The sequence below is a fragment of the Crossiella cryophila genome (assembly GCF_014204915.1).
In the GTDB taxonomy this organism is placed as follows: Bacteria; Actinomycetota; Actinomycetes; order Mycobacteriales; family Pseudonocardiaceae; genus Crossiella; species Crossiella cryophila.
The window spans coordinates 8,836,391-8,857,614 of record NZ_JACHMH010000001.1 but is presented as its reverse complement, the minus strand read 5'-3'; the positions used below and the strand labels follow the sequence as shown (position 1 = coordinate 8,857,614).

Here is a 21,224-nt window from a genome sequence, read left to right as displayed (position 1 = left end):
TTCTCCCCAGAGAGTTGTCAGGCCGGACCGTAGGACTGGACGAGTTCCTTCACCCGGTCCCCGTTGAGGCCACCGGTGTAGACCCGCACGTCGTCGAGGCGGCCCGGCCAGTGGCGGCCGTAGCCGTTGTCCTGCTTGGCCCGGCCCAGTTGCAGGCCGCCTGCACCGGACCACGGGGTGACCAGGGTGCCGTCGCCGACGCGCTTGCCGTTGACGTAGAGCCAGACCTTCCTGGCCCGCGCGTCGTACACGCCGGTCAGGTGGGTCCACTTGTCCGGGCCGATCTCGGTGGGCAGGGTGGACAGGGCGGCCTGGGTGATCGTGCCGTTCTGCTCCGGCATCTCGAAGATCCAGGTGCCGTGGGCGTTGGTGCGCCGGTCCTTCTTGTGCCCCAACCGGAATTTGACGCCCTTGCCGCCGTCCAGGCTCACCGCGGTCGTCTCGCCGTCCTCGGTGGCCTGCAGGTTGACCCAGGCACTGACGGTGAAGTTCGCCTCAGTGCGCACGTCGATTCCGGTGGTGGACACCGCGCCGTCCACGCCGTTGAGCTTCACCGCGTTGCCCGAGCGGCCCGGCTCGAAGGCGGCGCCGCCGTGCAGGGTGCCGCCGCGGGGGCCGACCGAGTCAGCCGCGGTGCCGCCGCCGGTCTCGTCCAGCTTCAGGTTGTGCACCAGGGAGAGGTCGCGGCCGGCGTTGGCCCTGATCTCGTCCTCGAACAGGATGCGCTGGTAGGTGCGCACATCGTCGATGTCGCCGCGGAAGAACTCCGCCGACCGGCCTGCGGACTGGCCGCGGCCGATCTGGAACTCCCCGGTGGCCGGCAGCGGCCCGTCGAAGGCCGCCGCGCCCACGGCCACACCGTTGAGGTGCAAGGAGATCTCCTTGCGAACCTGGTCGTGCACGGCCACCACGTGCGTCCACACGTTCGGCTGCACGCTGCCCCCGGTCACCGTCACCGGCTTCGTGCCCACCGCGGTGACGGCCCATTTGCCCTCGGCGGTGGTGTGCAACGCGAAACCGCTGCGGTCGGCGCCGTCCTGGGCGATCGCGGTCTGCGCCGCGTTCGCCGCCGCCGGCTTCAGCCAGGCCGAGACCGCGTAGCTGCGCGTGGTGTCCACCGCGTTGGGGGTGGAGATGTGGTCGTCCACGCCGTCCAGGCGCACCGCCTGGTCACTGGTGTTGGCCGTGGTGCTCTGGCCGGGCACCCAGGCCGGATCGCCCTTGGCCGTGCCGTCGCGGGCGCTGCCGGAGTCGTCGGTGGCGCCGCCGTCGAGCTTCCAGGACCCGGTGGGCACGCCGTCGGCGGCGATGATGCCCCGGATCTCGGCCTCGTCCAGCACCCGGCTGTAGGCCCGGATCTCGTCCAGTCCGCCCGGCCAGAAGCTGTTCTCGACGTTGTTCCACCGGACCGCGCCTGCCACCAGGGAACCACTGGAGGAGTTGTAGCTCTTCCAGGGCGCGGTGGCGGCGAGCACCCCGTCCACGTAGAGCTTGATCTGCTCGGCCGGCCGGTCGAACACACCGGTCAGGTGGGTCCAGGTGTTCAGCTTCGATGGAGTGCTGGAGAGCGCCTGCGCGCCCGGCGCGGTGGGGGTGTCCGCCGCCGCGCTCGCGTACAGCTCCCACCTGCCGACGCCGTTGACCTGGCGCTGACCCAGCCAGAAACCGCTCTGCCGATCGGCGTCCTGGGACAGCGCGGCGAACGCGGACTCGTCGGGGCCCGCCCGGTCCTGCCTGACCCACGCGGTGACCGCGAAGCTCTGGTCGGTGCGCAGCACGGACTCGCCGGTGCGCACGGTGTCGTTGGCACCGTCGAGCCGCACGCCGTTGCCCACCGCGCCGGGGGCGAACCGGGCGCCGGAGCGCAGCGTCATCGGCGTGCCGCCGGGCACGTTGTTGGCCGCGGTCGTGCCACTGTCCTCGTCGAACTTCCACTGCCCTGCCTGGACATTGCCGAGGCCGACCAGCGCCCGCACCTCATTGCCCAGCAACGCCCGGTCGTAGAGGCGGACCTCGTCGATCCCGCCCTTCCAGTGCTGCCCCAGTGAGCCTGCCCGGCCGATCTGGACCTCGCCGAAGGCGTTCCACAGCGCCGTGTTGCGCTGCGTGTCCCGGACCAGCGTGCCGTTGACGTACAGCCGCAGCGTGTTCACCCCGGCGTCGTACACCCCGGCGAGGTGCGTCCACGCCCCCGGCTGCGGCAGGCCGGCCGGGGAGGCGGCGAAGTCGTTGTCCGCGGCGGTGTCGGCGTGCCGGATGCCGAAGCCCCAGCTGTTGTTGTCCAAATAGGACAGTTGGAAGCCGGGCAGCGCCGTGCCGAGCTGGCTGACCGCGGTGGCGTTGTGCCCGGTGTGGCCCGGGTCCAGCCTGACCCAGGCGGACACGCTGAAACTGGTGTCGGTGCGCACGGTGTGCGGGGCGGTGAGCTGACCGTGCACCCCGTCCAGCGCGACGGCCGAGCCGACCGCGCCCGCGTCCGTCCAGTTCGAGCCCGAAGGCGAGCGGGTGGCGTCCCGGTCACCGAGATCGGCCTCGTCCCTGGTGTGCCCGTCCAGCGGCCACAGCGATTTCGGGCCGACCCCGGCACGCACGTAGAACCGGTACTGCGTCACGGGACTGACGTGGCCAGCCTTGTCCACACTGCGCACGAACAGGGTGGCCGGCCCGCCGCTGACGGGCGGCGCCAGGGTCACATCGCCGTCGCCGCCCAGGCGGGAGGCGTTCACCCGGATGTTGGGCGGATCGGTGAAGGAGTAGAGGTAGTGGTCGACGTCGTCGACACCGTTGGCCATGAAGTAGAACTTGTCGGCGACACCGGGACCGCCGTGCCACGCGTTGTCCGGCCGGTACAACGCGCTCTCCACCTTCGGCCCGATGGCAGGCGGGGTCCGGTCGATCACGAAGGACGGGCCGGCCTTCCACTGTTTGCTGTCCACCCAGCCGTCGTTGCCGGCCATGCTCCAGCTGTAGGTGTCCCCGTCGCGCTTGTCGGACAGGTCGAACGAGGCGGCGAAGGTGGAGCCGGAGTGCTGCTGCCCGGCGTCCAGCCACTTGCCTTCCTTGGGCAGCTGCGGCCCGTAGACGAAGACCCCGCCCTGCAGGCTGCCGCCGTCCTGGTCGGTGATCCGGCCCTTGAGCAGGACGCGGTCACCCTTCAGGTAGGACTTGCCCGCGCAGTGCGTGCACGGCTTCAGCACCGGATCGGTGGTGAGGTCCACCGCGTCGTCGGGGAAGTGGTTGTACTCGATGGTCAGGTGCGGGTAGCTCTCCGGACCGCCGTCGGGCTCGGTCTGGACGTAGAAGCGCTTCCACCCCGCGACGCCCGCCTCCGCGCGGTCCTTCAGCCCGAGCACCAGCCCGGTCCAGCCCTCGCTGGCCGCCGCCTGGGCCTGCGCCTTGATGTCGAACCCGGCCCAGTTCGGGCCACAGGTCTCGCCGGACTTGAACACCGGACGGCCGCTGCCGACCAGGTTGTTGGCGTGCCAGGCCGGCTGGTTGTTCCAGGTCGTGTCCGGCCCGACGTAGTTCAGGACGTGCAGGTCCATGTACGGCACCTGGCTGAAGTCACAGGTGTTCGCCCACTTCCAGCCCTGCTTGATGAGGAACTGCGCGTTCTTGATGAGCGTGCCCCGCAGCGGGACGGCGTCGAAGCCGAAGATCGCCCGGTCCACCGAGCCGTTCCCGTCCTCAGGCGACACCCCGATCCGGGCCACACCCCGGTACCGCGCCCGGTCGTCCTCCGGCGCCCGGTTCCAGTGCGGGGTGCCCGGCCAGCCGCTGCGCACCAGGGACCAGCCGTTGGTGCGCGGCGAGTGGTAGCTGTACTGCGGATCGATGGTGATGGGCAGCTTGGCCGCCGGATCGGTCAGCAGCGCGCGATCCGGCGTCAGGACGAGTTCCCCGCCCCCCACCGCGACCCCGACCGCGGCCGTGCGCTCGGCGCCGTCCCACATGCTCGCCGCCGGCGCGCTGAACACGGTCGCCCCCTCGGCGTTGACCGCCCTGAGCGCCCCCTTGGCATCGGTGCTCAACCTGACACCCTTGACGGTGAGCCCGAAGGCGATCCTGGCCAGCGCGGGATCGGCGGCCGCCGCCCGCGTCTTGACCACCAGCTCGTGCCCGAACCCCTCCCGCCCGGACCTGGCCCGCAGGTCGACTCCGGGCAGCACCTCGGGATAGGTCGCGGTATCACCACTGACCACCGGCGCGGGCAACGGCCGCGGCCAGGTCAACGCGATTTCCGCCGCACCCGCGGTCAACCGCGCGAACGGCTGTGCCCCACCCCCGGAGAACACCACCTCCGCCGTAGCCGCCTTGGCCGCGAACGACCCGTCCGAACGCTTGCCCAGCCGCGGATCCAGCTCAACCCAGCCGCCATCCCGCCTGACCCGCTCCGGAACGACCGACTGCTCCATGGTCATCGTCCCGCCGGGATTGGCGAAGAACCGCGCGTTCTCCGTCTTGAGCCCAGCCACCTCGACCTTCGTGCCCTGCCGACGAGCCGCGACCAGCGCCGCCCGCTCCTCCCGCTCCTCCCGCACCTCCGCGACCACCGGCTGATCGGCCTGCCGCCCACCCACCGGCCCCCACGCCACCACCACGCCCCCGGCCAACGCCAAGGCCACACCCCCGGCGACAAGTCTCCGCACGCCCAATTCCACTCCCTGGTGTGAAGGGCGGCCCATCCCCAGCGGGCCGCCACCCGAGAGATTTTGCGAAGGAGCCCTTCCAAATTCCTTCAACGCCGTTTGAATCACTTTTGAAGAGGGTGGTTGACCATCAAAACCCCAGCTCAAGCGGCATGCGGGATGGAAGGTTAAGTGGACGATGAAACCCTCGAACACTCGCTCGTGACCCGGTAATGTAAACCGATTCGCCACTCCTGGAGAGTCGAGGCGGGAAGTGTGGAGAATCGCGACAGGATTACGCTACTGAATTCCGGGTGGGATTTCCGCCTGTGATCGACCGGAGCGCGGGACAGAGGCCCCGGAGAACGCTGTCTCCAGGGCCGCACCGTGGACGGGGACGCGGAGTCGCTACCTGCTGCCCGCGCGCCGAGGATTCCGCGCACGGTAGAACCCGGTGACGAACGGGCGCACCACCTCGCCGCCGAACCGTTGGTGGACAAGGGTTTCCAAGGCGTCCAGCAGCTGTGCCCGTTCTTCGGGCGGATGACTCAGCACGAGCGCCATCGAGGCGTACAACGTGCGCAACCGGGCGGCGTCCATCCGCAGTTCGGACCGGATCACCTCGCCGCCGAACTCGGTGAACCCGGCCTTGGCGAAGTAGGCACGGTGCAGTTCGGCGTCGAGCTGAAACGGCGGGCCACCGGGGTCCATCACGGTGCCGGGCGACATCCCGAGGATCTCTTCGGCGGCCGCGTCGAACGCGTGTGGCCTGGCGGGATCCTCGAACATCATCCACCAGAGCGCGACCCACCCGCCGGGCCTGACGATCCGGCGCAGCTTCGCCAGACCGGTGTCCAGGTCAACCCAGTGGAAGGAGGTCGCGGCGACGGCGAGATCGAAGCCGCCCTCGGGTAACCCGGCCTCCTCGAACGGCGCTGTGATGACCTCGAGTGCGCTGTTGTCGTGCGTGCGCCGGAGAAAGTCGGCGAGAGGCGCGCTGGGCTCGACCGCGGTCACGGCGGCGCCTCGCGCGAGCAGCCGTCGGGTGACCAGGCCGGTCGCCGGGCCGATCTCGATCACCCGGGTGCCAGGCCCGAGGCCGCATTCGTTCGTGAGGATCTCGTAGACGCGGTCCGGGTAGTCCGGCCTTCCGGCGTCGTAGGACTCGGGGTCCTGGCCGAAGAGATGCCTGCCCTGCGCGACGTCGAGCTTCCTGGCCCCCATGGCGTCAGTTTAGTGGGGTGCTCGTGGGTGGCACTCACGAGCGGAGCAGTGGCACCAGGTTGCCGGGTTCCATTCGTATGGGTCGAGGCACCGCGGGTACCGGCGACTTCGCCTGGCGCATAAGCACTCAGTAGGCCGTGCTCCCCATTTGCTCCCCACAATGGCAGATGGCCTGCCGATGAAGATCATCGGCAGGCCATCTGACCAGGAATAACCGGTTGTGGGCGATACTGGGATCGAACCAGTGACCCCTTCGGTGTGAACGAAGTGCTCTCCCGCTGAGCTAATCGCCCGGGTCTTCCCGCCCTGCCTTCCGGCCGGGCAGGAAGAACATTACACGATCCACTCGCTAGCGCGAAAACGGGGTCCGCAACCAGGAGATGTCCAGGTCAAACCAGCCGGCGATCATGCCGAAGACGTTGAGCAGCCACAGGGTGAGCAGGACGATGAGGCCGGTGGCGGCCAGGACGCCCCAGCGGACGGCCCAGTGTTGTCTGCGCAGCCAGTGGGTCCAGGCGTCGTACTTGGACTTGGCGTAGGTGAGGGCCTTGCCCGCCCAGGCGAACTCGGTGGCCAGGATGGCCAGGCCGGCGAAGACGACCAGCCAGCCTGGGCCGGGGTAGGGGATGAGCACGACGCCAAGGGCGAGGACCAGACCGCCGACCACGCCGACGGCGATGCGGAAGACGAGTCGCAGGGTGGGGTTGCCGCGGATCCTGGCGGCGAAGCCCCAGCGTTGGGCGAGGCGGTCCAGCACGTGTGGCTGGGCGCCTTCCTTGGTGAAGCCCGCTGATTCGGCGGGGTGTTCGGAGGTGCTGCTCAGCGCCTACTCCAGGATTCCTTGGCCCACGACGGTGGTCGGGGTCGTGGGTGCGGCACGCCCGTTCTCCAGGGACACCGCGTAACCGGTGAACTGCGGCGCGTTGTCGGGCCAGCTTACGGTTCTCGGCTCGATTTCCGGGCCTGCCACGTCGAAGGCGCCCAAGGCCCGTGGGGCCTGGCCTGCGCCGGCGACGCCCCACAGGACGTAGGTCTGCTTGGCCTGGTCGTTGGCCGGGAGGTCCATCGGGACCACCACGCCCCGGTTGCCCGCGGCGACCACCATGGCCACCGGGTGACCGTCGCCCGCGGCGCCGATGAGGGCCCGGCGCATGTTGGGGTCGCCGACCAGTTGCACGGCCTTGGCGAGCGCGGCGGAGCGGCCTGCCTCGGCATCGCGTTCGGCGCCGAGTTGGACGACCCGGATGCCCAGTCCGCCGATGGCGACCACGGCGAGCACCGAGGCGGCGATGGCCAGCAGTGTCCGCCGGTTGCCCGGTCGGGCTGACTTCCGGGCGCTTCGCCGGATCGAAAGTTCATCATCAGGCTGCCGTTCGCCGACCGTTGACGACGCTTCGGCGATACCGCCGGAATGGCCGTCCGGGCGGGCGGGCACCTGGGGTTCCTGCTCGATTCGGGCGAGCAGGTTCGCCCGAAGGTGGACTGGCGGATCTTCCTGTGGGACACCGCGACCGAGTTCCGCGCTGATCTCCTGGGTGGCCGCGACCACGTCCTGGCAGCGCGGGCAGCCGGGCAGGTGCGCCTCGAACTCGGCCACCTCGGCCGGTTCCAGCACGTGCAGCGCCCAGCCGGTCGCCAGTTCCTCATGGGGGCAGTCCTGGCCCCGGTAGTCCGTGTTCACCGCTGCTCCCCGAGATCCCGGTCCTGTTCGTTCCCGCCGGTCAGCAGGGTGCGCAGCCTGCGCACCGCGGCGAACATGCGTGATTTCACCGTGCCGAGCGGGACACCGGTCAGCGCCGAGACCTCGCACTGGGTGTAGCCCCCGTAGTAGGCCAGCACGACCACTTCCCGCTGCTCGCCGGTCAGCTCGTGCAGGGCGTCGCGCACCTTCTCGCCGAGCACGCCGGCGATCGCCGCGATGTCGGCTCCGGGGTGCTCCTGCTCGCTGACCAGGGCCTGTTCCGCCTGTGCGGCCGATCGTTTGCGCTGGGTGTTCTCCCTGCGCACCGCGTCCACCGCGCGGTGGTGCACCACCGTCAGCAGCCAGGTCGACACGCTGCCCCGCTGCTCCTGGTAGCGGCCGGGATCCCGCCACAGTGTGAGGAAAGCCTCCTGCACCACGTCCTCGGCGAGCTGGGTATCGACACAGACACGTTTGGCCAACGAGTACGCCTGTCGGCAGTACCGGTCGTACAAGGCTGCGAACGCTACGCGGTCGCCTTCCGCCAACCGGGTGACAAGCTCGCCGTCGGTCACTCCTCCGGCGGGCCTGCCAGTCTGGGCGGCGGTGCTAGCGTGGTCGAGCCGTGCAGCCGGGGATCTCGGCCGATCAGCAACCAAGGGGTTCCTCACATCCAGCGTTCGCACGAGGGCGCGGACCGGTTCAGGCTAGACCTCGACGCCAAATCCAGAGACGATGACTGACCACTCAGCGCAACATTCTGGTCGCCCACCGAAGTAGTTCTGCCCCGGATGGGTGATCTATCGACAATAGGCGAGCGCAACTGGCCACTCTCGCGTCACAAATACATCGCACGGCCGTTCCCAGGGCGGCAGGCAACGGCAGCAGTGCAGAAAGGCGGGCGACGATGCGCAACGACCATGTGACCCTCCGCTCCACGGCGGTCTTCGATCTTCTGGCCCCGCGGACCCCCGCGGTCCCGGTGCAGGTCGAGCTTCGCTACGACACCCGTGACCCGTACGCGGTGGTAGCCGCGTTCCGGACCGGGCGCACCGGCTGGGTCGACTGGGTCTTCTCCCGCGACCTGCTCGCCGACGGCCTGATCGCCGACGCCGGCGACGGCGACGTCCGCATCCGCCCGGCCGTTGACGACCCCGAGGTCGTCGTGATCGAACTCAGCTCCCCGTCCGGCCACGCCATGTTCGAGGCCTCCGCGCAGGAGCTGGCCGACTTCCTGGACCGGACCTACGACCTGGCCGCCCCTGGCAACGAGAACCTGTGGGTCAACATGGACGAGGCCCTCTCCCAGTTGCTCTCCAACGACCTGAGCTGAGGAAACGGCGCGCGGTGCGGCGCGCGCCCGCGGTGGGGGACCCCCCGATTTGATCCGGATCCCCCTCGTCGGATAAGGTTCTCCTCGTTGGACGGCAAGAGCGAAAACCCCCGGTAACACAGGGGTAAGCACCACGGAAACTTCGCCAGGCCGAACGCACGCGGATGTAGCGCAGCTGGTAGCGCATCACCTTGCCAAGGTGAGGGTCGCGGGTTCGAATCCCGTCATCCGCTCTGGGCGGCTCGATCACGGGCCGGACCTCTGGAGGATCACGATCTTCGGATCGGGAGTCCGACAGGGAACGGCGGAGTGGCCGAGTGGCTTAGGCAAGGGCCTGCAAAGCCCTGTACGCGGGTTCGATTCCCGCCTCCGCCTCGGACGATTAGCTCAGCGGGAGAGCACTACCTTGACACGGTAGGGGTCACTGGTTCAATCCCAGTATCGTCCACTTAGTAGTTCAGAACGCCCGTCGGTGAAGGTGCCGACGGGCGTTCTGCTGTTTGGGCGGGGTTGCCGGGCTGGGGGTTTGATGGCGATCTACGAAGACCTGTCTCGCTACACCTACCAGCCGGTCGGGAAGTTGGGCGCCAAGGTGCTCAATGTCGGCTGGCTCGGCGCCGGGGTGGAGTTCGATCGGGGCGAGCCTGCGCCGGAATTCGTTGACTCGCTGCGGAAGTTGGCTGCTTTCGAGTCCGTGCGTCAGGCCAGGGGATACCACTACTGCTGGCTGTGTCAGGCGGTGCCGGGGTACGACTGGGAACCTGCTGAGATCCGCTGTGCGGAGCAGGAGCGCGGGGTGCTCACCCTTGGCAGCGCTGAGATCCACGTGCCTGGCGCCGGCGGAGTCGGCTACGCGGCTCCGGACCTGATCTGCCACTACGTGCTCGCGCACCAGTACTCGCCGCCGGCGGAGTTCGTTGACGCGGTGCTGGCGGCGAGTGCGCGTGGCGATGCGGAGTGGGTGCGGGTGAAGGCGGCGTTGCCGGTGGGCGCCGTGGTGCGCGGCGTCTCGGATTCCTGGAACTGGTTGGGATTGCGGGTCGAGCTGCGCGCGTTCCCGGGGGTCGGCGCCGGGGTGTCGTTCCGGGAACTCGGGGTGAGTTCCGTTGCCGAGCTGGACTTCGATTTCAGGGCTGCGCGGGAATTCGTGGTGCTGGACCACGAGGACGTGCGGCGGAAGATCGTGCTGCGGTTGGCCTAGGTCAGCCGGTGACGTCGATGACGGCCTTGGTGAACTCGCGCGGTGCTTCCTGGGGCACGTTGTGGCCGATGCCGGGGAGAACCCGGTGGTCGTAGCGGCCGGTGAACTTGTCGCGGTAGCCGGCGCCGTTGGCGGCGGCCCCGTCGAAGTCGCTGGCGATGGTGATGGCCGGGATGCTGATCATCGGGGCGGCGGCGAGTTTCTGTTCCAGGGCATCGTATTGGGGTTCACCGGGGGCCAGGCTCAGGCGCCAGCGGTAGTTGTGCACCACGATGGCGACGTGGTCGGGGTTGGCGAAGGACTGGGCGGTGCGCTGGTAGGTGGCGTCGTCGAAGTGCCACTTCGGTGAGCCGGTCTGCCAGATGAGTTTGTTGAACTCGGCGCGGTTGCGGGTGTAGCCCTGCACGCCGCGTTCGGTGGCGAAGTAGTACTGGTACCACCAGCCGAGTTCGGCCGCGGGCGGCAGCGGTTGCTGGTTGGCCTTGAGGTTGGTGATCAGGTAGCCGCTGACCGAGACCAGGCCGGTGAATCGTTCCGGCCAGAGCGCGGCGAGCACGGTGGCGGTCCTGGCGCCCCAGTCGAAACCGGCGATGGTGGCGCGCTGGATGCCCAGGGCGTCCATGAAGTTGATGATGTCGGTGGCGACGGCGGTTTGCTGGCCGTTGCGGGTGGTGGCGGGGGACAGGAACGTGGTGCTGCCGGAGCCGCGGAGGTAGGGGATGAACACGCGGAAGCCCGCGGCGGCCAGGGCGGGGGCGACGTCGACGTAGCTGTGGATGTCGTAGGGCCAGCCGTGTAGGAGGATGACGGGTTTGCCGTTGGCGGGGCCGGTTTCGGCGTAGCCGATGTCGAGTACGCCTGCCTTGATCTGTTTGATCGGGCCCCAGGTGGGGGTGTTGCCGGGGCTGGCGGTGGCGGTGGAGGTGGCTGGGGGTGGGGGCTGGGGCTGGGTGGCGCTGGGGCCTGCGGGGGTGCAGCTCGTGAGGGCGGCTGTGGCTGTGAGGGCGGCCAGGGCCTGGGTGAGCTGTCTCCTGCTGATCATGCGGACCACTCCTGCGACGGGGTTGCGTTTCCGGACACGTCGGGACGGTAGGGAGGGGGAGGGGGTGTTCGCGAGCATCGGGTGACGTTGTTGGCGTACGTCATGGGGGGCTTTTGGCGTGTTGGCCGTTCTCGTACGGCGTGTTGGCCGTTGTTGTACGGAGTGTTGGCCGTTGTGGGCGGGTTGGTGCACGAGCGAGGGTCAAGATCAAGGGCGTCCTCGCCGGACGGGCAGAAATCAAAGGATGGGGGGGAAAGTCAAAGACAAGAGCGCAGAGCAGTGCTCGTACGGTTCCCCCATCCCCGTCAGCCCTCCGATACCAAACCACATCCCGGGCAAGCGGCCGGTCGCGTTGGGGTTCGCCGGGTGGCGGTTTGTGTTGCGGGCCGCTTGCCCGGGATGCGGTGTGTCCTCTCCAGGCTGACGGGGATGGGGGAACCGCTCGGAGAGTGTTGAAAAGCCACCCCGGCTGCCTGTCCTCGGGCTTCGCCCGGTCGCGGCGCGTGTTCACCGCCTAGCCGCAGCGTTCCCGGGCTTCGCCCGCTTGCCCCCAACGCTCACCGCTCCGGGCTCCGCCCGCCCGGCGTCCCGCAACGGCCAACTTGGTGTCCCACAACGGCCAACATGCCGTACGACAACGGCCAACTTGGCGTACGAGATCGGCCAACACTCGGGTGGGGGTGGGGTGGGGTGGGCTGGGTCTATGTCTGGGGGGCATTGGTGGGTTGGGGGCGGCATTTCTCGGGGGTGGGTTTGGGTTGTAGTTTTTGGGGGAGCGGCTGGGAATGGCCGGTGGGGATTGTTTTTGGGTTTGGATTGGGGTTGTTGTGGCTGTTGGTGTGCGGCGGGTTGTGGTGGTTACGGGGGCTTCGCAGGGGATTGGGGCTGCTCTTGTTGCGGGGTATCGGAAGTTGGGGTGGGGGGTGGTGGCTAACTCTCGGAACATTGGTGAGTCGAGGGATCCGGGGGTTGTTGCGGTGGCTGGGGATATTTCGGAGGTGGGGACTGCTCGGGCTGTTGTTGAGGCTGCGGTGGGGGAGTTTGGGCGGGTTGATACGTTGGTTAACAATGCTGGGGTTTTTTTGGCTAAGCCGTTTGTTGAGTATACGGCGGAGGACTATGCGGGGGTGATGGGGGTTAATGTGGCTGGGTTTTTTGGGGTTACTCAGTTGGTGGTGGAGCGGATGCTTGTGCAGGGGGATGGGGGGCATGTTGTCAATGTGACTACCACGTTGGTGGAGCATGCGCTTAGTGCGGTGCCTTCGGTTTTGGCCTCGTTGAGCAAGGGTGGGGTGCAGGCGGCTACCAAGGCGTTGGCTGTGGAGTACGCGGGGCGGGGGATTCGGGTCAATGCTGTTTCGCCGGGGGTGATTGCCACTCCGATGCATTCGGTGGAGACGCATGCGGCGTTGGGTGGGTTGCATCCGTTGGGGCGGATTGGGCAGGTGGGGGACGTGGTGGATGCGGTGTTGTTCCTGGAGAATTCCTCGTTTGTCACCGGGGAGATTTTGCATGTTGATGGCGGGCAGAGTGCTGGGCACTGAGTGCGGGTTGCTTTTTTCTGGATTGGAAGGGGTTTGTTGTGCCTTTTGTTAGTGTTCGGGTTACTCGGGAGGGTAGTTCTCCTGGGGTGGAGGCGGTTACCGAGTCGGAGAAGGCTCGGGTGATCGCGGGGGTTAGTCAGGTTTTGCTGGATGTTTTGGGCAAGCCTTTGGAGTCTACTTTTGTGGTGATTGAGGAGGTGCCTTTGGGGAATTGGGGGTGGGGTGGGATGCCGGTGGCGGATTATCGGGCTACACGGGCTGTGGGGGGATCGGGCAGCAGTTGACGGCCGCGGCCGCGGCGGCCTCGATGAAGTGGCGGAGTCTGCGGTCCCGGTGCTGGGGCTGGAAGGCGATGGACACGGGGCTGGTGGGGGCGCCGATCAGCGGGACGAAGCGGACGGCGGGGTGGATGTTGCGGCGCATCGCCACCTCGGGGACCACGCCGATGCCTCGGTTGGCCGCCACTGATTCCAGCCACTCGTCGAAGTTGCGGGTTTCGATGATCCGCCGCGGGCCGTCGCCGTCCGGCCAGGACCAGGGGCCGGTGGTGCCGCTGACGGTGTTGACCACCAGGGGCCAGTCGGGGACCTCGGTCCAGTGCAGGCGGTCGGCGCCGGCGAGTTTGCAGTTGGCCGAGCAGACGGCGACCCGGACCTCGTCGAACAGGTGCAGCACCTTGGTGGCAGGGGTGGATGGGTGGCTGCCGCGGACTACCGCGACGTCGACCTTGCCCTCCTCGACCGCGGCCAGGGGGTCGTCGATGCGGATCAGGGAGACCGAGTTGCCGGTGGCCTTCTCGTAGTTGCCGACGGTGGTCTGGGCCCAGGGGTCCGGCAGCAGCCAGCTGAAGCCGAAGCGGATGGTGACCTGGGCTTTCACCGAGGCGAGGGTCTGGTCCATCGCGGTGAGGACCTGCTGGGCCCTGCCCAGGAAGTCGGCGCCGGTGGGGGTGAGGGCGACGTGGCGGGAGTCGCGGTCGAACAGCCGTACTTCGAGGGCGGCTTCGAGCTGTTTGATCGTCCTGGTCAGTGCGGGCTGGGTGACGATCAGGTGTTCGGCGGCCCTGGTGAAGGACAGCTGCTGGGCCACTGCCACGAAGGCACGCAAATGCCGGAGTTCGACGCCCATGACCGGCAAGTGTAGGCGGGGCCTGACGCCTGGGGGCCGGGTTCAGGCGGGGGTGGCCGGGTATTCGAGCAGGCGCTGGGCGGGGGTGAAGTTGGTGAAGGACCAGGTGCGCACGCCGTCGGGCCAGATCAGGGTCAGCTCGCCCTCGGCCGGGTGGTAGACGGCGGTGTGCAGGGTGCCCGCGCCGGTGGTGTAGCCGGTGCGGTGGCGGGGTCGGGTGAGCATGGCGGCGATGGCTTCGGAGACCTCGGGCCAGTGCCGGGTGCGGCCGCGCTGGGTGGGTTCGCCGGGGGTGAGGCGGTAGCCGGCGCGGGCGCCGGTGGCGTCGATGACGGTGAGGTCGTGCGTGCTGGCGGTGGGCCAGCAGGCCAGGACCTCGTCGACGGCGGCGACGGTGGTGCAGTGTTCGAGCAGGTGGCGGACGAGTAGCGGTCCACTGAGGCCCTCGGTGTGCCGGTGGTCGCCGCCGGAGGTGAGGGAGACGGCCAGGCCGTCCTCGTTCATGCCGTCCAGCAGGCCCCACAGGCCCGAGGTGGTGCCCAGGACGCGGCGGGTGCCGAGTTTGCTGAGCCACAGCGTGGACTCGTGCTGGTTGACGTCGATGTCCAGGTTGCGGATCAGGGAGGCGCCGCCGGTGCCCTGGGCACCGGAGACGACCGGGGCCGGCGGGTTGACGTGGGTGAGGAAGGCGGGCAGGTCCGGGTCGGGCAGCCCGGCGGCCTCGGCCAGGTCGGCGGCCAGGTGCGCGAGCGGGGAGCTGGTCAGGGACAGCACCGTGGTGCGCCAGGTCTGGGCGTCCGGGTGGTCGGCGGCCGTGGCCCGCAGCCGGGGCCAGTGCCTGCGCACGTGGTCGCGCCAGGCGGGGCCGGGACTGGCCTCGGCGAAGGCCCGGAACGTTGTGGAGCAGCGGATGTCGCCGGTCACCTGGCACCTCTCGGAGTCGCGGATCCTCGCTGCCCGATCGAACCCGCGGGGCCCTCGCGCGGCCACGCGGACAGACCGGCAGAAGGCCGCCCAGGCCCGGTTCTGCCGGTCCTTCCGCGTGGCAGCCGGGTGCCCTGGCGGGTGGACTCAGCGGCAAGAACTTCGCGATCTCGAGGGAGGTCACCGTGAGCACCGTGGCCGAGCTGCACGCCGAGCACCGGGAGGTCCTGCTGCGTTTCGCCCGCCGCCTGTTGCCGGGTGATCCGCACCGGGCCGAGGACGTGGTGCAGGAGTGCATGTTGCGGGCCTGGCGCAACAGCGAGACGTTGGCCGCGAAGGACGCCAGGGTGCGGGCCTGGCTGTTCACCGTGGCGCGCAACCTGATCGTCGACTGGGCGCGGCGGGACAACGCGCGTCCGGTGCTGCTGGACGACGATGATTTCGACGCGCTGCCCAGTGGCACGGACTTCGCCGACGAGGTGCTGGAGCGCTGTGTGGTGGACCAGGGGCTGGCGCGGCTGAATCCGATGCAGCGGCAGGCTTTGGAGCAGGTCTACCGGCTGGACCAGACCCGGTTGCGGGCGGCGGCGGTGATCGGGGTGCCGGTGGGCACGGTGAAGTCCAGGGTGCACCACGCGACCATCGCGATGACCGAGGCGCTGGCCGCGCACGGGGTCACCGCGGCGGGCTGGTGAGCGGGCCGGGTCAGGCGGATTCGGGTACGGCGAGGCCGAGTTGGGCGGCGAGCCGGCCCGCGGTGCCGCGCACGGTGGGCGAGTCGTAGCGGGCGCATTCGGCCAGCGCGCGCACCCGGTGCTCGCGGGCCTGGGCCGTTTCCCCGCAGTCGTCGGCGAGTTCGGCCAGCAGCACCAGCATCTCCACCCTGGCCTCGGACCAGCGGGCCTCGTCCAGGCTGGACAGCAGTTGTTCCCTGGCCTCGGCGGGACGGCCGGCCCGGATCAGCACCCGGCCCCGCAGGAAGCGCACCCGGGACAGGCCGGTGGACACCTCGTGTTTGCGGAACAGCGTTTCGGCCTCGTCCAGCAGGTCCAGCGCGGTGGTGACCTCGCCGGTGGCGGCCAGGCTGTCGGCCAGCCGGGTCAGCACCATGGACAGCAGTTCGTCGTTGCCGGGGGCGGTGGCCGAGCCGCGGTAGTGCGCCTCTGCCAGCCGGTTCACCGCCACCGCCTCGGGGTATTCGCCTGCCACGTGCAGCATCGCGCCGAGCATGGACAGCGCGAGGTGTTCGCCGTTGGGGTAGCCGGCTCGCTCGAACAGTTCGACCGAGCGGCGGGCGAGCCGGATGGCCTCCTGCGGGGTGGTCAGCCGTCGTTCGATGCCGGACCGGTAGTACCAGGCCCAGGCTTCGGCGAGCAGGTCGTCCGCTGCCACCGCGGCGGCCACGGCGAGCTGGTTCGCGGCCAGTGCCTCGCGGGCCTGGCCGCAGAGCGCGTAGTGCGCCCAGGCCAGGTAGTTGAACTGTTCGGCGCTGGCCTTGACCTCGCCGAGGGCCTGGGCCGAGGCCGCGCCGGCGCCGAAGACCTCCAGCCACAGTTCGCCGGTGCCGCGCAGGTCGGAGTACCAGTGCATGGCGGTGGCCAGGTCGAGGACCTTGCGGTGTTCGCCCGCGGCGGCGGCACAGCGCACCGCACCGCGCCAGTGGGCTTGTTCCAGGGCCAGCCAGGTTTTCGCGGTTTCCCGGTCGCGCACCGGGTCCGGGCCGTCGATGGTGCTCGCCGGGTCGGGCTGGTCGTGGTCGAAGTACAGGGCGGCCTTGGTGGCCACCGCGAGCAGCCAGTCCCGCATCCGCTCGTTGGCCGCGCGCACGTCCTCGGCGGTCTCGTCCAGTTCGAGGCGTTCCCTTGCGAAGACGCGCAGCAGGTCGTGGCTGGTGAAGCGGCCGGGAATATCGCTGAAGCCGAGCAGGCTGGCGTCGGCCAGCTCCTCCAGGGCGGCCTCGGCCAGGTGTGCGGGCTGCCCGGAGACCACCGCGGCCAGCTCGACCGAGGTGTCCGGGCCTGGCACGAGCGCGATCCGCCGGAACATCCGGGCGGCCGCGGGTTCGAGGTGGTGGTAGGACAGCTCGAAGGCGGCGCGCACCTGCAGGTCGCCGGCGGTGAGCACGGAGAGCCTGCGGCGTTCGTCGGCGAGCTGGTCGGCCAGGTGCGCGATGGTCCACTGGGTGCGGCTGGCCAGCCGGTTGCCCGCGATGAGCAGGGCCAGCGGCACGCCGCCGCAGAGGGTGGCGACCCGGCGGGCGGCCTCGTGTTCGGCGGCGACCCGGTGGGTGCCGGCGACCACGCCGAGCAGTTCGACCGCGCGGTCGCCGTCGAGCAGTTCCAGCGCGACCCGGTGCCGCGCGTCCAGTCCGGCCAGGGTGCTGCGGCTGGTGACCAGCACCATCGAGCCGGGGCTGGTGGCCAGCAGTGGGCGGATCTGGGCCTCGGAGGCGGCGTTGTCCAGCACCAGCAGCACCGAGCGGTCCTGCAGCAGTGAGCGGTAGAGGGCGAGGCGGTCGTCGGGGTCGGCCGGGATCTTGCGTTCGTCCACGCCGAAGCCACGCAGCAGCCGGTGCACGGCCCGGTCCGCGGAGAGTGGTTCGGGGTCCATGCCGCGCAGGTCCAGGAACAGGCAGCCGTTGCCGAACAGGCCGGTCAGCCGGTGTCCGGCGTCCACGGCCAGTGCGGTTTTGCCCGCGCCGGGCGGGCCGTGCACCACGGCGAGCTGGAGCCGGCCGTTGGCTTCGGCGTCCTTGGCGAAGGCGGTCAGCGCGCGCTGGTCGCGTTCCCGGCCGGTGAGTTCGGTGAGCACCGGCGGCAACGCGCAGACCGCGCTGGCCTTGGCCGTCTCCGGGTGCACCGGTTTGTCCTCGGCCACCGCGGTTTTGCGGCCGGCGCGGGCCAGTCCGATGAACTCGCCTGCCTCTTCCGGCGTCAGTTCCAGGCCGGTGACCAGTAGTTCCACCGTGCGCCGCTGCGGGCTGAGCGCGCGGCCGCGTTCCATGTCGCTGATCGCGCGCACGCTCACCCCGGTGCGTTCGGCCAGTTCCTCCTGGGTCATCGACAGCCGAAGCCGGTAGAAGCGCAGGAAGTCGCCGAACGCCGTCGTGGGCACCCGGTCATTCTGCCATGGCGACTTCCCGCCATTTCCCTGGTTATCCGGCGGTCAGGGCAGGTCGGCTGGTAGCAGCAGGCGGAGGTCGTGCACGGTGGGCGCGCTGGTTCCGCTGAGCCGCCCTGCCTGGCGGGTCATCATGGTTTCCAGTACCTGCCGGGCGTAGCGGGCGTTGCCGAAGGTCTCATCGCGTGGCACGGCGGCGAAGTGCTCGCGGACCGCGGTGATCGTCTCCGGCGCGCATTCGTAGCCGTTGCCGCCCGCCATCCGGTGCACGATGGTGACCAGGTCGTCGGTGCTGTAGTTGGCGAACTCGATGTGCCGGGAGAACCGGGAGGCCAGGCCGGTGTTGGAGGCCAGGAAGGTGCGCATCTCGGCGGAGTAGCCGGCGACGATGACCACGGTGTCGTCGCGGTGGTCCTCCATCAGTTTGACCAGGGTGTCCACGGCTTCCTGGCCGAAGTCGCCGCCGGCGCCGCCGACCGGGGTGAGCGCGTATGCCTCGTCGATGAACAGCACGCCGCCGCGGGCGCTGGTGAAGGCTTCCCTGGTGAGGTGCGCGGTGTGGCCGATGTAGCGGCCGACCAGGTCGGCGCGGGCCACCTCGACCAGGTGGCCCTTGCGCAGTACGCCGAGTGCGGCGAGCAGTTCGCCGTAGAGCCGGGCCACGGTGGTCTTGCCGGTGCCGGGTGCGCCGGCGAAGACCAGGTGGTTGCTGATCGCGGGCACGGGCAGTCCGGCCTGGCGTCGTTGCCGGGCGGTGGCGATCAGGTTGACCAGGTCGTTGATCGCCTCCTTGACGCCGCCGAGGCCGATCATCGAGTCGAGTCGCTGACGCAGTCCGGCCAGGGTGCTCTCGTCGTCGGGGGCGCCGGGATCCGCGCCGCCGGGCACGTCGGCCGGGAGCAGCAGGGACAGGCTCTGGTCGTCCGCCTCGGTTTCGTTGGCCAGCCGGAACGCCTGGCGGTCCACCATTTCCTCGAACACCTTGCGTGCGGCGCGGCCGTTGCCGAAGTCCTCACCGCGGGACATCTGTCCGAAGTGGACGGAAAGGGTGGTCCGGGTCTCCTCGGGCACCTGGTACTGGTGGGCGCCGCACATGCGCTGCACGATGGTGACGAGTTCGTCGGTGGTGTAGTTCTCGAACTCGATGGTGCGGGTGAACCGGGAGGCCAGGCCGGGGTTGGACTGCAGGAAGGCGTCCATTTCCTTGTGATAGCCCGCGGCGACCACGACCAGGTCGTCGCGGTGGTCCTCCATGAGTTTGACCAGGGTGTCCACGGCTTCCCGGCCGAAGTCGGGGCCGCTGCCCTTGCCCTGCGCGGTGAGTGTGTACGCCTCGTCGATGAACAGCACGCCGCCGAGGGCCTTGGTGAAGGTCTCGGTGGTCTTGATCGCGGTGCCGCCGACGATCTGCGCGACCAGGTCGGCGCGGGCCACCTCGACCAGGTGGCCTTCGCGCAGCACGCCGAGTTCGGCCAGGATGCTGCCGTAGAGCCGGGCCACGGTGGTCTTGCCGGTGCCGGGTGGTCCGGCGAAGATCAGGTGCCGGCTGGTGGGCGGGGCGATCAGTCCGGCTTCCTGGCGGCGGCGGGCCATTTTGTTGAGGTTCACCAGGGTTTTCACCTGGTGCTTGACCGCGGTGAGGCCGACCAGGGCTTCCAGCTTGGCCAGCGGCGCGTCCTCGTCGGGCTCGGCCTGCTGGGTCTGCTGGGCGGGAGTGGGTTCGGCGGTGGTGGTGGCGGTGCTGCCGTCGGTGTCCGGGGTGCGGTTTCCGGTGCTGGTCAGGTTTTCCACCGACAGCCGGGTGGTGGGCACGGTGACCCGCAGGCCGCTGCCGGTGTTGTCGGCGGTGGTGCAGTCCAGCACGCTGACCGCGTCCGCGGAGTCGATCCGCAGGCCGTCCCGGCCGTTGCCGCTGAAGTCGTCTGCGGTCAGTTTCGCCCGTGCGCCAGCGGAAAGGTGCACGCCGTGGCCGGTGCAGCGGCGGACCGAGGAGCGGGAGAGCACGAGTTCGCCGCCGTCGGCGACCAGCACACCGTCCGAAGTGGACTCGCCGATCTCGCAGTCCCGCAACGAACCCACGCCACCGGGTCCGATCAGCACGCCGGGTCCGGTGGACTGGCGCACCCGCAGGGAGCTGACGTACGGGCTGCCGCCCTCGGACACGCTCAGCCCGGCCTGCCCGGCTTCCCGGATCTCGCAGTCCTCCAGGCGGCCGCGGCCGTTGCCGGTGACCTCGATCCCGTTGCCCCGGCAGCCTTCCAGGGTGGCGCGGCGCAGCAGCGGGTTGGCCGCGGCGGCCACCTGCACGCCGGGTCCGGCGGTGTCCCTGATCTCCAGGCGGTCGAACTCGGCGGTCGCGCCGTCGGTGACCAGCAGGCCGACCGACTTGCCGCCACGCACGGTGGTGCGGGTGAACGACGGTCCGCTGGCCTCGTCGACCTGGATGCCCGCGCCGCCTGCCTCGGCGACCTCGCATTCCTCGAAGGAGCCCCGGGATCGGCCGGTGACCCGGATGCCCGCGCCGCCGGTGCGGGTGGTGCGGCAGCGGCGCAGCACCGGGTCCGCGCCCTCGGCCACGGTGATGCCGTCGCCGGTGGTGCTGGTGATCCGGCATTCCTCCAGCACCGGCGAGGCGTGCGTGCTGATGAACACGCCGCTGGCGGTGTCCCGCACGGTGGTGTCCAGCACGCGGGTGGCGCTGTCCTCCTCCAGGGCGATGCCGGGGCGTTCGGTGGCGGAGATGTCGCAGTGCGCGATGGTGCCCTGGGCCTGGCCGTTGGCGCAGACGCCGTTTCCCTTGGCGTGCCGCAGGGTGCAGTCGCGGACCACCGGGTTGCCGCGTTCGGCGATCACCACCGCGGAGGTGTGCACGTGCTCGATGACGCAGTCCTCGATGGTGCTGGGCGCGGGGGAGGTGACCACGATCCCGGCGCCCGCCGGGTTGGTGACCCGGCAGCCGCGCATGGCCAGGGAGCCGGAGTTGCGGGCCAGCACCGCGGTCCAGGCGGCGCCGATGATCTCGCAGTCCTCGACGGCGGCCTGGCCGCGCGCGATGTCCACCGCGGGCAGATCCTCGTGCTGGCCGCGCAGGACAAGCCCGGTGATCTTGACCGCCTCGGCGGCGAGCCGGAGGACGCTGCCCTGCCGGGACACGACTTCCACGCTGCCGCGGGCGTCGCTGGCCGCGATGGTGACCACCTTGGTGACTTCCAGGGACTCGTCGTAGCGGCCGGGCAGCACGGAGATCACCGTGCCGTTGCGGGCGTCCAGCAGCGCGGCGGAAATGGTGCGATAGCCGCTGTCCCGGTCCACCGTGAGCACGTGCCGTGACACGGGCGCTCCCCTCATCGTCGGTCCTCCGCATCGGGCAACGCAGTGGGGGGCGGATTGGGTTCACTT

General features: G+C 69.8%; 15 protein-coding genes and 4 tRNA genes. 8 read left to right on the top strand and 11 right to left on the bottom strand.

All coding sequences use genetic code 11. The features are described 5' to 3' along the window. Nucleotides 1-17: 17 nt before the first annotated feature. The 6 genes from HNR67_RS46530 to HNR67_RS37945 form a co-directional block, all read right to left on the bottom strand. Nucleotides 18-4,649: a LamG-like jellyroll fold domain-containing protein gene (locus HNR67_RS46530; protein ID WP_185008005.1), complete on the bottom strand. Its 4,632-nt coding sequence runs from the start codon at nucleotides 4,647-4,649 to the stop codon at nucleotides 18-20. A gap of 387 nt (nucleotides 4,650-5,036) precedes the next feature. Continuing rightward, nucleotides 5,037-5,852 (bottom strand): class I SAM-dependent methyltransferase, encoded by an 816-nt coding sequence (locus HNR67_RS37965; RefSeq protein WP_185008004.1) that lies wholly within the window; start codon nucleotides 5,850-5,852, stop codon nucleotides 5,037-5,039. Nucleotides 5,853-6,073: 221 nt separating this feature from the next. Continuing rightward, a tRNA-Val gene (locus HNR67_RS37960) sits at nucleotides 6,074-6,145 on the bottom strand. Nucleotides 6,146-6,201: 56 nt separating this feature from the next. Beyond that, on the bottom strand, nucleotides 6,202-6,609 hold the full coding sequence (locus tag HNR67_RS37955) for a TIGR02611 family protein (protein WP_185008002.1): 408 nt from the start codon (nucleotides 6,607-6,609) through the stop codon (nucleotides 6,202-6,204). A 69-nt stretch (nucleotides 6,610-6,678) separates the two neighbouring features. After that, on the bottom strand, nucleotides 6,679-7,533 hold the full coding sequence (locus HNR67_RS37950; RefSeq protein ID WP_185008000.1) for an anti-sigma factor: 855 nt from the start codon (nucleotides 7,531-7,533) through the stop codon (nucleotides 6,679-6,681). Continuing rightward, nucleotides 7,530-8,108 (bottom strand): sigma-70 family RNA polymerase sigma factor, encoded by a 579-nt coding sequence (locus HNR67_RS37945; RefSeq protein ID WP_312989001.1) that lies wholly within the window; start codon nucleotides 8,106-8,108, stop codon nucleotides 7,530-7,532. The genes HNR67_RS37950 and HNR67_RS37945 overlap by 4 nt, the downstream gene beginning before the upstream one ends. Nucleotides 8,109-8,440: 332 nt before the next feature. On the opposite strand from HNR67_RS37945, the gene HNR67_RS37940 reads away from it, so the two are divergent. The 5 genes from HNR67_RS37940 (at nucleotide 8,441) to HNR67_RS37920 (ending at nucleotide 10,067) form a co-directional block, all read left to right on the top strand. Continuing rightward, nucleotides 8,441-8,866, top strand: a complete 426-nt coding sequence (locus HNR67_RS37940) for an SsgA family sporulation/cell division regulator (protein WP_185007996.1) — start codon at nucleotides 8,441-8,443, stop codon at nucleotides 8,864-8,866. Between the two features lie 160 nt (nucleotides 8,867-9,026). Continuing rightward, nucleotides 9,027-9,099, top strand: a tRNA-Gly gene (locus HNR67_RS37935). Nucleotides 9,100-9,169: 70 nt separating this feature from the next. Then, nucleotides 9,170-9,241, top strand: a tRNA-Cys gene (locus HNR67_RS37930). A gap of 1 nt (nucleotide 9,242) precedes the next feature. Continuing rightward, nucleotides 9,243-9,314: transfer RNA gene (locus HNR67_RS37925), tRNA-Val, on the top strand. Nucleotides 9,315-9,395: 81 nt separating this feature from the next. After that, nucleotides 9,396-10,067: a DUF7919 family protein gene (locus HNR67_RS37920; RefSeq protein ID WP_185007994.1), complete on the top strand. Its 672-nt coding sequence runs from the start codon at nucleotides 9,396-9,398 to the stop codon at nucleotides 10,065-10,067. 1 nt (nucleotide 10,068) lies between these two features. Here the strand turns inward: HNR67_RS37920 and HNR67_RS37915 are convergent, their stop codons facing one another. Further along, a complete protein-coding gene (locus HNR67_RS37915; RefSeq protein ID WP_185007992.1) occupies nucleotides 10,069-11,109 on the bottom strand; it encodes an alpha/beta fold hydrolase in 1,041 nt (346 codons plus the stop codon). A 785-nt stretch (nucleotides 11,110-11,894) separates the two neighbouring features. Between HNR67_RS37915 and HNR67_RS37910 the strand changes: the two genes are divergently transcribed. Both HNR67_RS37910 and HNR67_RS46810 read left to right on the top strand, forming a co-directional pair. Beyond that, nucleotides 11,895-12,653 carry an SDR family NAD(P)-dependent oxidoreductase gene (locus HNR67_RS37910; protein WP_185007991.1) on the top strand — a complete coding sequence of 253 codons (759 nt, stop codon included), beginning with the start codon at nucleotides 11,895-11,897 and terminating at the stop codon, nucleotides 12,651-12,653. A 38-nt stretch (nucleotides 12,654-12,691) separates the two neighbouring features. Continuing rightward, nucleotides 12,692-12,937 (top strand): tautomerase family protein, encoded by a 246-nt coding sequence (locus HNR67_RS46810; RefSeq protein WP_185007989.1) that lies wholly within the window; start codon nucleotides 12,692-12,694, stop codon nucleotides 12,935-12,937. Here the strand turns inward: HNR67_RS46810 and HNR67_RS37900 are convergent. After that, nucleotides 12,903-13,781, bottom strand: a complete 879-nt coding sequence (locus HNR67_RS37900) for a LysR family transcriptional regulator (RefSeq protein ID WP_185007987.1) — start codon at nucleotides 13,779-13,781, stop codon at nucleotides 12,903-12,905. The two genes, HNR67_RS46810 and HNR67_RS37900, sit on opposite strands and share 35 nt — an antisense overlap. Nucleotides 13,782-13,823: 42 nt before the next feature. Further along, nucleotides 13,824-14,705 (bottom strand): carcinine hydrolase/isopenicillin-N N-acyltransferase family protein, encoded by an 882-nt coding sequence (locus HNR67_RS45335; protein WP_185007985.1) that lies wholly within the window; start codon nucleotides 14,703-14,705, stop codon nucleotides 13,824-13,826. Nucleotides 14,706-14,890: 185 nt separating this feature from the next. On the opposite strand from HNR67_RS45335, the gene HNR67_RS37890 reads away from it, so the two are divergent. After that, complete coding sequence (locus tag HNR67_RS37890) at nucleotides 14,891-15,400, top strand: sigma-70 family RNA polymerase sigma factor (RefSeq protein WP_312988996.1); 510 nt, start codon at nucleotides 14,891-14,893, stop codon at nucleotides 15,398-15,400. A 10-nt stretch (nucleotides 15,401-15,410) separates the two neighbouring features. Here HNR67_RS37890 and HNR67_RS37885 read toward each other — a convergent pair whose 3' ends face one another. Both HNR67_RS37885 and HNR67_RS37880 read right to left on the bottom strand, forming a co-directional pair. Beyond that, nucleotides 15,411-17,819, bottom strand: a complete 2,409-nt coding sequence (locus HNR67_RS37885; protein WP_185007983.1) for an ATP-binding protein — start codon at nucleotides 17,817-17,819, stop codon at nucleotides 15,411-15,413. Nucleotides 17,820-17,870: 51 nt separating this feature from the next. Then, nucleotides 17,871-21,158, bottom strand: a complete 3,288-nt coding sequence (locus HNR67_RS37880) for a right-handed parallel beta-helix repeat-containing protein (RefSeq protein ID WP_312988994.1) — start codon at nucleotides 21,156-21,158, stop codon at nucleotides 17,871-17,873. Nucleotides 21,159-21,224: the final 66 nt, after the last annotated feature.